12 protein-coding genes are annotated in these 13268 nt (G+C 70.3%); 7 read left to right on the top strand and 5 right to left on the bottom strand.

The features are described from left to right. The first annotated feature begins 3 nt into the window (after nucleotides 1–3). From AC07AG_RS39490 to AC07AG_RS39475, 4 genes are all read left to right on the top strand, one after another. Nucleotides 4–1062 (top strand): adenosine deaminase, encoded by a 1059-nt coding sequence (locus tag AC07AG_RS39490; protein WP_478761626.1) that lies wholly within the window; start codon nucleotides 4–6, stop codon nucleotides 1060–1062. Between the two features lie 21 nt (nucleotides 1063–1083). Further along, on the top strand, nucleotides 1084–1782 hold the full coding sequence (locus tag AC07AG_RS39485) for a glycerophosphodiester phosphodiesterase (protein WP_478761625.1): 699 nt from the start codon (nucleotides 1084–1086) through the stop codon (nucleotides 1780–1782). Nucleotides 1783–1812: 30 nt separating this feature from the next. After that, nucleotides 1813–1980 (top strand): hypothetical protein, encoded by a 168-nt coding sequence (locus AC07AG_RS39480; RefSeq protein WP_478761623.1) that lies wholly within the window; start codon nucleotides 1813–1815, stop codon nucleotides 1978–1980. Nucleotides 1981–2147: 167 nt separating this feature from the next. After that, nucleotides 2148–3359, top strand: a complete 1212-nt coding sequence (locus tag AC07AG_RS39475; protein WP_478761621.1) for a serine hydrolase domain-containing protein — start codon at nucleotides 2148–2150, stop codon at nucleotides 3357–3359. Nucleotides 3360–3363: 4 nt separating this feature from the next. Here the strand turns inward: AC07AG_RS39475 and AC07AG_RS39470 are convergent, their stop codons facing one another. Both AC07AG_RS39470 and AC07AG_RS39465 read right to left on the bottom strand, forming a co-directional pair. Continuing rightward, on the bottom strand, nucleotides 3364–4044 hold the full coding sequence (locus AC07AG_RS39470) for a class F sortase (RefSeq protein ID WP_478761620.1): 681 nt from the start codon (nucleotides 4042–4044) through the stop codon (nucleotides 3364–3366). Further along, the gene (locus tag AC07AG_RS39465; protein WP_478761619.1) at nucleotides 4041–4865 is read right to left on the bottom strand and encodes a hypothetical protein; all 825 of its coding nucleotides are present in this window, start codon (nucleotides 4863–4865) and stop codon (nucleotides 4041–4043) included. The genes AC07AG_RS39470 and AC07AG_RS39465 overlap by 4 nt, the downstream gene beginning before the upstream one ends. A 230-nt stretch (nucleotides 4866–5095) precedes the next feature. Here AC07AG_RS39465 and AC07AG_RS39460 point away from each other — a divergent pair, with 230 nt between their 5' ends. Further along, on the top strand, nucleotides 5096–5563 hold the full coding sequence (locus AC07AG_RS39460; RefSeq protein WP_478761618.1) for a hypothetical protein: 468 nt from the start codon (nucleotides 5096–5098) through the stop codon (nucleotides 5561–5563). Nucleotides 5564–5574: 11 nt separating this feature from the next. On the opposite strand, the gene AC07AG_RS39455 is transcribed toward AC07AG_RS39460, so the two are convergent. From AC07AG_RS39455 to AC07AG_RS39445, 3 genes are all read right to left on the bottom strand, one after another. Then, nucleotides 5575–6765 carry an ABC transporter substrate-binding protein gene (locus AC07AG_RS39455; RefSeq protein WP_478761616.1) on the bottom strand — a complete coding sequence of 397 codons (1191 nt, stop codon included), beginning with the start codon at nucleotides 6763–6765 and terminating at the stop codon, nucleotides 5575–5577. A 110-nt stretch (nucleotides 6766–6875) separates the two neighbouring features. Continuing rightward, entirely contained in the window at nucleotides 6876–9482 is a 2607-nt protein-coding gene (locus AC07AG_RS39450) for an MXAN_6230/SCO0854 family RING domain-containing protein (RefSeq protein ID WP_478761614.1), read from the bottom strand. A gap of 182 nt (nucleotides 9483–9664) precedes the next feature. Further along, nucleotides 9665–11104 carry a gamma-aminobutyraldehyde dehydrogenase gene (locus AC07AG_RS39445; RefSeq protein ID WP_361056002.1) on the bottom strand — a complete coding sequence of 480 codons (1440 nt, stop codon included), beginning with the start codon at nucleotides 11102–11104 and terminating at the stop codon, nucleotides 9665–9667. A gap of 161 nt (nucleotides 11105–11265) precedes the next feature. Here AC07AG_RS39445 and AC07AG_RS39440 point away from each other — a divergent pair, with 161 nt between their 5' ends. Together AC07AG_RS39440 and AC07AG_RS39435 are read left to right on the top strand one after the other, a co-directional pair. Beyond that, nucleotides 11266–11778 (top strand): Lrp/AsnC family transcriptional regulator, encoded by a 513-nt coding sequence (locus tag AC07AG_RS39440; RefSeq protein WP_249592806.1) that lies wholly within the window; start codon nucleotides 11266–11268, stop codon nucleotides 11776–11778. Beyond that, nucleotides 11763–13142 carry an aspartate aminotransferase family protein gene (locus AC07AG_RS39435; protein WP_478761612.1) on the top strand — a complete coding sequence of 460 codons (1380 nt, stop codon included), beginning with the start codon at nucleotides 11763–11765 and terminating at the stop codon, nucleotides 13140–13142. Before AC07AG_RS39440 ends, AC07AG_RS39435 begins: the two co-directional genes overlap by 16 nt. Nucleotides 13143–13268: the final 126 nt, after the last annotated feature.

Raw genomic sequence — 13268 nt, 5'->3', positions numbered from 1 at the left:
ACCGTGACCGATCCACGCAGCACCCGTGAGCCACGCGACCCGCATGCCTTCATCGCAGGACTGCCCAAGGCAGAACTGCACGTGCACCACGTCGGCTCGGCGTCCCCCCGCATCGTCTCGGCCCTCTCCGCCCGCCACCCCGACTCCAAGGTCCCCACGGACGTGGAGGCCCTCGCCGACTTCTTCACGTTCACGGACTTCGCCCACTTCGTCCAGGTGTACCTCTCGGTCGTGGACCTGGTCCGCACCGCGGACGACGTACGCCTGCTCACGTACGAAGTCGCCCGCGACATGGCCCGGCAGAACATCCGCTACGCCGAACTGACCGTCACCCCCTACAGCTCCGTGCGCCGCGGCATCGACGACCGCGCCTTCATGGACGCCATCGAGGACGCCCGCAAGGCCGCCGAGGACGAGCTCGGTGTCGTACTGCGCTGGTGCTTCGACATCCCGGGCGAGGCGGGGCTCGAATCCGCCGAGGAGACGGTGCGGCTCGCGACCACCGACAAGCTGCGCCCCGAGGGCCTCGTCTCCTTCGGGCTCGGCGGGCCCGAGATCGGCGTGCCGCGGCCGCAGTTCAAGCCGTACTTCGACCGTGCGATCGCGGCGGGCCTGCACTCCGTACCGCACGCGGGCGAGACCACCGGGCCCGGCACCATCTGGGACGCCCTGACCGACCTGCGCGCCGAGCGCATCGGCCACGGCACGAGCGCCGCCCAGGACCCGAAGCTGCTCGCCCACCTCGCCGAGCACCGCATCCCGCTCGAGGTCTGCCCGACGTCGAACATCGCGACCCGCGCCGTCGCCACCCTCGACGAGCACCCCATCAAGCAGTTCGTCGCCGCCGGCGTCCCGGTCACCATCAACTCGGACGACCCGCCCATGTTCGGCACCGACCTCAACAACGAGTACGCGGTCGCCGCCCGCCTCCTCGACCTCGACGAGCGGGGCATCGCGGACCTGGCGAAGAACGCCGTCGAGGCGTCGTTCCTCGACCCGGCGGGCAAGGCGAAGCTCGCCGCGGAGATCGACACGTACACGCAGACCTGGCTCGCCCCCTAGGCCCGGCACCACAATGGGCCCATGCGCACCGTGACAGCCGTGGCCCACCGAGGCGATCCCTACCGCGTCCGCGAGAACACCATCCCGTCCCTGCGCTCCGCGCTGGACCGGGGCGCGGACGCGGTGGAGATCGACGTCCGCCTGAGCCGTGACGGCGTCCCCGTCCTGCTGCACGACGCGACCCTGAAGCGTCTGTGGGACCTCGACCGCCCACTGTCCGCGCTCTCCGCGGACGAAGTGCGCGGCCTGACCGACCGCGGCGTACCCACCCTGGAAGAAGCCGTCGCGGCGACCGAAGGGCACCGGCTCATGGTGGATCTGCCGGGCGCGACGCCGGAGTCCGTGCGCGTGGTCGTCGGCGCCATCGCGGACTGCGGGGCGGCGGAGCGGGCGTACTACTGTGCGGGCGCCCGCACGATGCTCGCGGTGCGCGCGGCGGATCCCGCCGCCGAGATCGCCCTGACCTGGACGACCCTGGCACCGCCACGCCCGGCCGTGCTCGACGCGATCAAGCCCCGCTGGCTCAACTACCGCTTCTCGCTCCTGAACCGCGAACTGACCGTCCACGTGCAGCGCCAGGGGCTGCTCGTCTCGGCCTGGACCCCGGACACGAAGCGCTCGATGCGCCGCCTCATCGACATCGGCGTCGACTCGATCACGACCAATCGCGTCGACACGCTGCACGCCCTGCGGGCACAGTCCGACGGCGCACCCTCGTAGCCGGACGGTCCCTCAACTAGCTTGTGGTCCATGGGGAACAGCGACGACGACAAACGGGAAGAGCCGCTCTTCGTGTACGAGCGCGACGAGCGGGGCTACCGCGGCCACCGTCTCAATCCGCGGCATCCCGTCGGCCGCATGCTGACCATCGCTCTTCTGGTCGGCGTCGTCCTGGTCATCCTGCTCATGACGAACTGACGCACGCACCCGCCCCCTAGGGGGCGGTCCGTCAACACCCCTGATGCGCATGGGTGTTGCCCCCTCAGGGTTCAGCGCGCCCCCGCCCTCCCCAGTGAGGATCCATCCCGCCACCCCGCTCACCAGGATGGGAAGCACCACACCACAGCCCACCCTGGAGTCACACCGTGCAGTTCCGCGCCCGCACCGCCATCGCCGCCGCCCTCCTCATGAGCCTCACCGGCGCCGCGACCGCCCCCGCCCTCGCGCACTCCCCCACCCCGGCCGTCACGGCCGGGACGGCTGCCGCTCAGGACTCCGCACCCAACGGCAAGGCCCTGCGCAAGGCGATCAAGGGGCTCCCGGGCGCCGACGCGACCTCCGCCCTCGTCCGCGTCGGCGGCACGGACGGGACCTGGCGCGGCAGTTCCGGCGTGCACGACCTGGTCACGGGCCGGAAGGCCGATCCGCACGGGCGCTTCCGCGCCGGGTCGACGACCAAGATCGTGACCGCGGCGGTGGCGCTGCAACTGGCCGCCGAGGGCGAGCTGGACCTCGACAGACCGGTGCAGCACTACATGCCGGACCTGTTCCCGAAGGGGAAGCAGTCACAGAAGCAGTCACAGACCTTCAAACCGATCCCCGTCCGCAGCCTCCTCAACTACACGAGCGGCCTGAAGCCGGGCGACGGCTTCGACGACGAATACGCCCACCGCTTCGACACGCTGAAGCCGGAGACGGTCGTCGCGTCGGCCATCGCCAAGGGCCCCGAGCACGACCCGGGCGACGAGCAGCACTACAGCAACATCGGCTACACCGTGCTCGGCCTGCTGATCGAGCGGGTCACCGGGGATTCGTACGCCGATCAGGCCGACCGGCGGATCTTCGGCCCCCTCCACCTGCGCGACACCTACTTCCCCGGCGCCGACCCCCGCATCCGCGGCCCGCACAACCGCGGCTACCAGAGCATGAAGCAGCCGGACGGCACCACCCGCCTCGTCGACGTCACCGAGTGGAACCAGTCGGACCGCTTCGCGGCGGGCGACATGATCTCCTCCACCGCCGACCTGGAGGTGTTCACCCAGGCGCTGTTCGACGGAGAGGTCGTCCCGGAACCGCAGCTGAAGGAGATGTTCGCGCTGCCCGAGCTTGCGCCCGGCGTCCCGGAAGCCATGTACGGCGCGGGACTTCAGCGGATGAAGGTCGACGGCAAGGTGGTCTGGCTCAAGACCGGCTCCCGCTACGGCTACACGAACATGATCGCCTCCACCGAGGACGGTTCGCGCACCCTCGTCTACTCGGTCACCGCGACCGACGCCAAGGGCACGGGCATGAACCCGGTGGCCGAGCGCATCGCGCTGGCCGCCTTCACCCGGGCCGAGACCCTCGGCAAGGGGTGAGCTCCTACGTGACGCCCGTCATGCTCGCGAACACCGTGACGTTGTTGGGGTAGTAGTTCCGGTCCGCGTCGAACTCGCCGCCACAGGTGATCAGGCGCAGCCCCGCGTGGTCGATGTTCTTGTACACGTCCAAGGTGGGGAACTTCTTCTTCGGGTGCTCCTCGACGCGGTCCACGGTGAAGGTGGCGGTCTTCCCGTCCTCCCGCGTCACCTCGATGGCGTCCCCGGCCTTCATCGTCTTCAGCCCCTTGAAGACGGCGTCCGCGCCGTTCCAGGTCACGTGTCCCGCGATCACCGCGGGGCCCTGGGAGCCGGGGGTGGGGCCCGGTTCGTACCAGCCCGCCAGATCCGGGTTCTTGGGCGTGGTCATCGCCCCGTCCTTGTTCTGCCCCAGCACCTCCAGCTCGCTCGTCACGCCCAGGGAGGGGATGGCCACGCGCCGGGGCGCGGACCGTTCCAGGGCCGCGACGGCCTTCCCCGGCTGCCCGGACGACTCCGCCGCCGGTGTGCGGTCGCCCTCCGCCGTGCCGTCCTGCGCGGCGCCTTGGCGGGGGGCCGCCTGCGAGGCGGCCGGGCCGTCCTGACCTGCGCACGCGGTGAGCATCAGGGCCGCGGCGACGGCGGCGACCACGGCGGCGGAGGCATGCCGGACCCCGGCCCACATCCTGCGGACCGAGCGGCTCACGCGGCGTCCCCCGTCTTCACGACGGCGGCGACGGGCGCCGTCCGCCGACGCCGACGCGCGAGGACCAGCAGCCCCGCGGCCGTCAGCGCCGCCGTCCCCGCGGTACCGACCAGGGCGCCGGAGGACATGCCGCCGCTCTCGGCGGCGCCGCTGCCGGTCTCGACCCCGCCGACGGGTACGGATCCGACCGCCGCGCCCTTGACCACACCGCAGTTGGTCGGTGCGGTGGCCTCCTGGGGAAGCTTCGGGTCGAGTTCGCTCTTGCCCGCGCCCTCGAAGTCGTACTTGCCGTTGTCGTTGCGGTCGATGCCGTGCTGCACGATGTGCAGGTCCTTGATGTGGTCCACCACGTCCTGCCCGACGGTGATGGTCCGCTTGTAGGAGACCCTGCCCTGCGCGTCGGCCACCGGCATCCGGTCCACGGCGAGGCCGCTGCCCGCGTCGGTGCCTCCGGAGAGGGTCAGCGAGATGTTGATGTCGCCGTAGTGGACGGTGGCCTCGGTGTTGTCCAGGATGCCGTCGCCGTTGGTGTCGTCGCCGTCGTCCGGGCACTGGAAGTCGTGGCCGTCGGTGGATCCGTGCAGGTGCTGGGCCGATGGCTGGCCCGGCACCATGCCCTCGGACTTGATCCACACGGTCAGCGCGTTGCCGCGCAGGCTCAGGAGGGCCGTTCCCGTGGAGCCGGAGTCGTTCAGCGACGCCAGGTCGATCTGGTAGGCCGGGGTGTCCGCCGCGAACACCGGGGACGAGACGGCCACGGTGAGGAGGGCGGCGGGCAGAGCGGCGAGCGCCGCGAGCAGACCGGTTCGCTTGGGCATCACGTTCGTTCCTTTTCCGCGGCATCCGAGTCAGGGCGGACGCCGCATGTCGTACGGATATCCGAGCCATGCCCAAGCGATCCACCGACGGCCACCTGGGCATCAACTCCCCTTGCCTGCAGGGCAGTTGCCGGGACGAGGGCGGTGACGCCCGTCGGCCTCGTATCGCGAGCCGTGCAGTTACCTATGAAACGCAGCGAGACTCTTGGGTGTTCAAAGTGAGGAGAATCGCCATGGTGGCAACGTGGGACTGGGAGAGCGGCGAGGGCCTGCTGGGGATCGACGACCCCACCGATTGGGACGCGGCGTACGAACGCGGCGAACGCCCGCTCGGTACGGCGGCCATCGGTCTCGCCTTCAACTGCACGCTGGCCGAGGCCTCACCCCGGATCATCAAGGCGATGCGGTTGCCGGACCACGGACAGCGGGGGTTCGCGTACACCGCGGCCGGTGTCGCGGCCCGGGTCAACGGCGGGCTCACCCCGGAGCTGTTCGCCGCGCTGCGTGCGGAGGGTCATCGTGGCTTCGCCGAGACCGCCGTCGACGACACCCTCGACTACGTCCCGTTCCGGCAGCTGCCGCTGTGGTTCAAGTGGCGGACCGTCGCGTCACGGGTGCAGGACAAGCTGGCGGTCTGGCGGATGCGGTCCGAGGACGCGGTCGCTGCCGTCCAAAAGGCCCTGTGCCGGCGCCGCTCCTGAGCGGCGCCCCGCTACAGCCCCGCGATCGCGTTCCACCGCTTCGCGAACTCCGTCCGCTCCTCCGACGTGATGTCCCGCGCGATCGCGAGCCGCTTCCGCATCGCGTCGTCCGGGAAGATCAGCGGGTCCTCCGCCAGCGAAGCCAGCTCCTTGTCCTTGGACGAGGCGAGGATGTCGCGGGCCGCCGGGACCGGGCAGACATAGTTGACCCAGGCCGCGAGCTCCGCGGCGACCTCGGGCTCGTAGTAGTAGTCGATGAGCTGTTCCGCGTTCCGCTTGTGGCGGGCCAGGTTGGGGATCATCAGGGATTCCGCCCACAGTTCGGCGCCCTCCTCGGGGACGACGAACTCGATGTCCGGATCGTCGGCCTGGAGCTGGATCACGTCACCGCTGTAGGCCTGGCAGGCCAGCACGTCGCCGCTGGAGAGGTCCTTGATGTAGTCGTTGCCCGTGAAGCGGCGGATGTGCTTCGACGCCACCAGCTTCTCCACCCGGTCGCACACCGCGTGGAAATCGTCGGCCTTCCATGTGGTGATGTCGACGCCGTCGCCCTGCATGAGCAGCGCGAACGACTCGTCGAGTCCGGAGAGCAGCGTGACCCGGCCCTTGAGGTCATCGGCCCACAGGTCGGAGACGTGCTTGATCTCCCGGCCCAGCTTGCGCTTGTTGTACGCGATGCCGGTGATCCCGGACTGCCAGGGCACCGTGTTCTTGCGGCCGGGGTCGAAGCTCGGCGAACGCAGCAGCGGGTCGAGGTACTTGGTGACGTTCGGCTGACGGGCGCGGTCCATCTCCTGGACCCATCCCAGGCGCACGAAGCGGGCGCACATCCAGTCGCTGATGACGATGAGGTCGCGGCCGGTCTCCTGGTGGTTCATCAGGGACGGGCTGATCTTGCCGAAGAACTCGTCGTTGTCGTTGATCTCCTCCGTGTAGCGGACGTCGATGCCCGTCCGCTTCTCGAAGGCGTCGAGCGAGGGCCGCTTCGTCGAATCGTCGTCATCGGTGTCGATGTACAGCGGCCAGTTCGCGAAGGTCAGCGTCTTGTCCCGCCGTGAGCGGTCCCCGGCCGCGCGCTCGCCGGGTCCGATGTACGCCGCGGGCACGCCGCAGCCCGCGAGCGCGCTGACGGCTGCCCCGCCGCCGATGGCACGCAGCAGGGACCGACGGGAGACTGAGGAGGCTCTGGGGTTCGCTCGCACCCCGGCAGCATGCGCCTGCGTGTCACGTACAGGCAATGGACGCTGCGTCGAGCCGCGCGGTCGGGAAGCGACACCCTGTCGATCACTCCCGCCCATCCCGCTCCCACCGGTCACGCGGGCTCCAGCCACCCCGCCAGGTCCCCCGCAGTGATCCGCACCGGCGCGGCCGCGTCCACCGGCCCGGGGTAGAGCCGGTACACCGTGCCGGACGCAATGCCTTCAGCCCCCGCCAACTCGCCGTGCAGGAGCGCCAGTAGCGCACGGCGGCCCGCCAGCTCCGGACCCGGCTCCGCGCGCAGCTCGTCCGGCTCCCAGCCGTCGCGGACCCGCAGCGCGAAGTCGGCGCGCGGCTCGTCCTGCGCGCGGCGGTATCCCCACAGGACGTGGCCCCGGCCGCGCACGTACACGGTGCCGTCGGTGCGGGCCGCCGCCGTCCAGCAGGCGAGGTCCCACAGGGTGGCCCGGCCGCCCGGCAGGAAGGTGTCGAGCAGATCGTTGCCCATGCGGCCCAGCTGCTTGCAGTACCGCCACACGTCGTGGTTGCCGTCGCCCGTCGCGAGAGTGACGTCGGTCCACCAGGCGCGCCGCGACCGCAGGTCGAGAATCATCGGCACGCGCAGCGCCGCGTCCCCCGCGAGGTCGAAGCGCTGCCGCACGGTCCGCGGGTCGTAGACCGCACGCCCCGTGCCCTCCACCGCCATGAACCCCGCGAAGGCGTCCGGGAGTTCGTCGAAGGGCACGTTGTTGTACGAGAGGACCGCGGGCACCACGAAGCGCACCCCCACGTGGGCCAGCCGCGGCAGGTCCAGGTCCAGGTACTCGGTGGCGCCGTGCGGGGCGGGCGCCGATGTCAGGTCGCCGGAGTGCCGGGCGGCGCCGCCCGCGTACGTAAGCTGCGTGTAGTCGCACAGGCCGATGAAGCGCCACAGGTCGTCGTAGAGCGCGACGGACAGGTCGAGGTCGACGCGCACGCCCTTGGGCTGCAGCCAGTGCAGGAAGAGCCGCACGGTCTCACTGTCCGCGGGCATGGGCAGCGAGCTGCCGCGCGGCACCGCGACCAGCGAGGCCGCCGAAGCGCGCTCGGCGAACGGCACCGGAAGGTCGGCGAGCGCGGCGTCCAGGACCGCCACCTCGTACTGCTCGCCGTCCGAGCCCGCGGCGATCCTCCGCACCGCCTCCGCCTCGATCAGCTCCCCGGCGCGCCCCGCCACCCGGGACGGCAGCGGCGGCCGGTGGTCCTCGACGGCGTAGGCCCGGGTGACGCGTCCGCGCGGGAAGAAGACGCGGCGGTGCCCCGGCACGGAACGGACCTTCATGCGGCCGTACGCGCCGAGGAGCGGCCCGGGTCCGGAGCGGGGCAGGGCATCGGCGAGCGCATCGCCCACCGCGTCCGGCAGGGTCGCGGAGCCCGACCGGGCCAGCAACAGGTCCAGGCGGCGCAGGAGTTCACCGGGGCGCTCGCGCAGCAGCCCGGCGGCGGCCGTGGTGTCCCAGCGGCCGAGTGCCTCCTCGACGCGCCCCTGCCAGGTGACGATCCGCAGCCGGTCGCCCTCGATGCGGACGTCCTCGTGCCGGGCGGCCTCGGCGAGGAGCGTCTCGGAGAGCGCGGTGCCGCCGATGCGGGTCCCGCGCAGGACGGCGAAGGCGAGCGCCACGCGCGCGTGCCGGTGCGCCTGCTCGAAGGGGTGCAGGATTTCGCCGACCCGCTTCCAGGCGCGCGGGTTGCGGGCCATGTCCTCGGCGAGGCGCCGGAGGTCGAACCCGTCGAGCAGGGCGAGGAGTTCACGGCGTACGGCACGCGGGAGCCCGCGCAGGCGCGGTAGTTCGATCAGGTCGGGGTCGCCCCCGGAACGTACGACGAGGATCCGCAGCACGTCGGTGGCGGTGTCCGCGTACCGCCCCACGAGCGCGCGCAGCTCCGGCACGTCGAGCAGCGGCGCGAGGGCGAGCGCCTTGCTCTCGCGCAGGGGTATGTCCGCCGGGAGCCGGTCCGCCGCGTCGGCCGGGTCCAGGTGCCCGAGCAGCAGGACCAGGTCGTCGTGGTCCTGCGGGTTCAGGGGCGTGCGGCGGGCGAGCAGGGCGGTGAGCTCGGCGGCGGCGTCGCCCGGCGCGGCCAGGCGCAGCGCGCGCAGGATCTGACCGCCGTCACCGCCGAGCCCCGCGCCGGCGTCGATCCAGGGGTCGGTGGGCCCGCCCGTCTCGTAGCGGTTCTCGCAGACCGGGCAGGCGTACCAGACGCAGCAGTCCTCGCAGCAGCCCCAGTCCTCCTGCTTGCGGTGGCAGTCGTCGCACAGCAGATGCGCGCAGGGCGCGAGCGCGCGGACGGGGGCCTTGGTGCCCGCGCAGTTCATGCAGGGCTGGTGCGGCTGGGCGGCGAGGTGCGCGACGACGACGGAGGTGTAGCGGTCGTACGCGTGCTGGTACGGGATGTCGTCGGGGAAGCGCTGGAACAGCGGGGCGTGGTGGCGGTCGGAGCCCATCAGCGCGTCGACGTCCGCGATCAGCTTCATGCCCGTCGCGGCGAGGTCGGCGACGGAGAGCGCGGCCAGCGCGCGGCGCACAGGAGCGGTCAACAGGTGCCCGCGGTCGGCGAGTTCGGCTTCGAGGACGACCGCGGCGGCGTCGGTCACGGCGGAGCGTCCGGTGCCGGCGGGAACGTACACGCTCTGTCGGCGGCGCAGCAGCAGCCCGGCGAGATCGTCGGCCGTCGTCATCATCAGGTCCCACCCCCGTAGGTACAGAAAGGCGGGGGCGGGGAGTGGGTGCGCTACGGATCTTTTGCAGAGATGAGAAAGAAGGAAGCACACCACGGAGCCGCCCCCGCGTTCCTGACGGTACGCGGGGGCGGCGGGGCCGGGCATCTGAATTAGCCCGGGGACGAGGACCGGGACGAGGAGGCTCAGCCCTCGATCGACGTCATGACGTGCTTGATGCGCGTGTAGTCGTCGAACCCGTAGGCCGAAAGGTCCTTGCCGTAGCCGGACTTCTTGAAGCCGCCGTGCGGCATCTCCGCGACCAGCGGGATGTGCGTGTTGATCCAGACGCAGCCGAAGTCGAGGACCTTGGCCATGCGCATCGCACGCGCGTGGTTCTGCGTCCAGACGGAGGAGGCCAGGGCGTAGTCGACGCCGTTCGCGTACGACACGGCCTGCGCCTCGTCCGTGAAGGACTGGACGGTGATGACCGGGCCGAAGACCTCGTTCTGGATGATCTCGTCGTCCTGCTTCAGGCCGGAGACGACGGTCGGGGCGTAGAAGAAGCCCTTTTCGCCCACCCGCTGACCGCCCGCCTCGACCTTGGCGTGCGCCGGAAGGCGGTCGATGAAGCCGGAGACCTGCTTCAGCTGGTTGGCGTTGTTGAGCGGGCCGAAGAGCACGTCCTCGTCGTCCGGCTGGCCGGTCTTCGTGTCGGCCGCGGCCTTGGCGAGCGCGGTCACGAACTCGTCGTGGATGGACTCGTGGACGAGCACGCGCGTGGCGGCCGTACAGTCCTGGCCCGCGTTGAAGAAGCCCGCCACCGAGATGTCCTCGACGGCCTTGGCGATGTCGGCGTCCTCGAAGACGACGACCGGCGCCTTGCCGCCCAGCTCCAGGTGGACCCGCTTGAGGTCCTTGGACGCGGACTCGGCGACCTGCATGCCGGCGCGCACCGAGCCGGTGATGGAGGCCATCGCCGGGGTGTGGTGCTCGACCATCGCGCGGCCGGTGTCACGGTCGCCGCAGACGACGTTGAAGACGCCCTTGGGGACGATCGAGCCGATGATCTCGGCCATCAGGACGGTCGACGCGGGGGTCGTGTCCGAGGGCTTGAGGACGACGGTGTTGCCCGCGGCGAGCGCCGGGGCGAACTTCCAGACGCCCATCATCATCGGGTAGTTCCACGGCGCGACCTGCGCGCAGACGCCGATCGGCTCGCGGCGGATGATGGAGGTCAGACCCTCCATGTACTCGCCGGCCGCGCGGCCTTCGAGCATCCGGGCCGCGCCCGCGAAGAAGCGGATCTGGTCGACCATGGGCGGGATTTCCTCGGACCGCGTGAGCCCGGTCGGCTTGCCCGTGTTCTCGACCTCGGCCGCGATGAGCTCCTCGGCGCGCTCCTCGAAGGCGTCGGCGATCTTCAGCAGGGCCTTCTGGCGCTCGGCGGGCGTCAGGTCGCGCCAGGCGGGGAACGCGGCGGCGGCCGCCTCCATGGCGGCGTCGACGTCGGCCTGCCCCGACAGGGGTGCGGTGGCGTAGGACTCGCCGTTGGCGGGGTTGACCACCTCGGTGGTCCGCCCGTCGGCGGCGTCCCGGAATTCTCCGTCGATGTAGTTACGCAGACGGCGCAGCTCGGTGGTCACTTCCGGCCCTCCAGTCAGATGTCCAGTGGATGAGACACCCACCCTAGTCGGTGTACCGACGCTTTCAACATACCCGGGGGCCCATAGCTGCGAAATCCGTGACTATCGAAGCTCCAGACAACGAATTTCATCGATCTGACCTTGCGGAACTGTCGAGTCCTGTGCACCATGGGGTCGTGGCCAGTCGCAGCGCAGATTCCAGCAGTTCCCGACAAGGGAACGGTTCTTCGTCCATCGACGCCGTCTCCCTGGCGATCATCGAACAGCTTCAGGAGGACGGACGCCGTCCGTACGCCGCCATCGGCAAGGCCGTGGGCCTTTCCGAAGCGGCCGTGCGCCAACGCGTCCAGAAGCTGCTCGACCAGGGCGTGATGCAGATCGTCGCCGTCACGGACCCACTCACCGTGGGTTTCCGGCGCCAGGCGATGGTCGGCATCAACGTCGAGGGCGATCTGGATCCCGTCGCGGAGGCGCTGACGGCCATGGCCGAGTGTGAGTACGTGGTGATGACCGCGGGCTCCTTCGACCTGATGGTGGAGGTCGTCTGTGAGGACGACGACCACCTTCTCGAAGTGATCAACAAGCGCATCCGCGCCCTCCCCGGCGTGCGCTCCACCGAGAGCTTCGTCTATCTGAAGCTCAAGAAGCAGACCTATATGTGGGGAACCCGATAGCCGTGAGCAAGGACCTCAGCCAAACCGCGTACGACCACCTGTGGATGCACTTCACCCGCATGTCGGACTACGAGAACGCACCCGTGCCCACCATCGTGCGTGGCGAAGGCACCTACATCTACGACGACAAGGGCAAGAAGTACCTCGACGGCCTCTCCGGCCTGTTCGTGGTCAACGCCGGTCACGGTCGTCACGAGCTCGCCGAGACGGCGTACAAGCAGGCGCAGGAACTGGCCTTCTTCCCCATCTGGAGCTACGCGCACCCGCAGGCCGTCAAGCTCGCCGAGCGCCTCGCGAACCACGCGCCGGGTGACCTGAACAAGGTCTTCTTCACCACCGGTGGCGGCGAGGCCGTCGAGACCGCGTGGAAGCTGGCGAAGCAGTACCACAAGCTCACCGGCAACCACCAGAAGTACAAGGTCATCTCCCGCGCGGTCGCCTACCACGGCACTCCGCAGGGCGCCCTGTCCATCACCGGTCTGCCCGCGCTCAAGGCCCCCTTCGAGCCGCTCGTCCCGGGCGCGCACAAGGTGCCGAACACGAACATCTACCGCGCCCCGATCCACGGCGACGACCCGGAGGCCTTCGGCCGCTGGGCCGCCGACCAGATCGAGCAGGAGATCCTCTTCGAGGGTCCCGAGACGGTCGCCGCCGTGTTCCTGGAGCCGGTGCAGAACGCCGGTGGCTGCTTCCCGCCCCCGCCCGGGTACTTCCAGCGGGTGCGCGAGATCTGCGACCAGTACGACGTGCTGCTCGTCTCGGACGAGGTCATCTGCGCCTTCGGCCGTCTCGGCACGATGTTCGCCTGTGAGAAGTTCGACTACGTCCCGGACATGATCACCTGCGCCAAGGGCATGACCTCGGGCTACTCCCCGATCGGCGCCTGCATCATCTCGGACAAGCTCGCCGAGCCGTTCTACAAGGGTGACAACACCTTCCTGCACGGCTACACCTTCGGCGGCCACCCCGTCTCGGCCGCGGTCGGCAACGCCAACCTCGACATCTTCGAGAAGGAGGGTCTCAACCAGCACGTGCTCGACAACGAGGACGCGTTCTACCAGACCCTGCGCAAGCTGCACGACCTGCCGATCGTCGGCGACGTCCGCGGCAACGGCTTCTTCTACGGCATCGAGCTCGTGAAGGACAAGGCCACCAAGGAGACGTTCAACGACGAGGAGACCGAGCGCGTCCTGTACGGCTTCCTCTCCAAGGCGCTCTTCGAGAACGGCCTGTACTGCCGCGCCGACGACCGTGGCGACCCGGTCGTCCAGCTCGCCCCGCCGCTGATCTCCACCCAGGAGACCTTCGACGAGATCGAGGGTGTGCTGCGCCACGTCCTCACGGAGGCGTGGACGAAGCTCTGATCCCTGGGATCCCCGAAGGCCTCCGGGCCCTTCGGGGATCCATAGTGTGATCGAGTGATCAACACCGGCCCCGGGGGCGCCCGTTCGAGTGAGAACGGGCGCCCCCGGGCCGCGTCGTTTCCAGGC

It is taken from the genome of Streptomyces sp. NPDC044044, assembly GCF_056434405.1.
Note: the sequence above shows the minus strand (reverse complement) of the source record. Positions and strands in the feature narration are given on the sequence as shown.

Coding starts and splice junctions, on each gene's coding strand:
- AC07AG_RS39485 (WP_478761625.1), top strand. CDS start 1,084: ATGCGCACCGTGACAGCCGTGGCCCACCGAGGCGATCCCTACCGCGTC.
- AC07AG_RS39480 (WP_478761623.1), top strand. CDS start 1,813: ATGGGGAACAGCGACGACGACAAACGGGAAGAGCCGCTCTTCGTGTAC.
- AC07AG_RS39460 (WP_478761618.1), top strand. CDS start 5,096: ATGGTGGCAACGTGGGACTGGGAGAGCGGCGAGGGCCTGCTGGGGATC.
- AC07AG_RS39450 (WP_478761614.1), bottom strand. CDS start 9,482: ATGATGACGACGGCCGACGATCTCGCCGGGCTGCTGCTGCGCCGCCGA.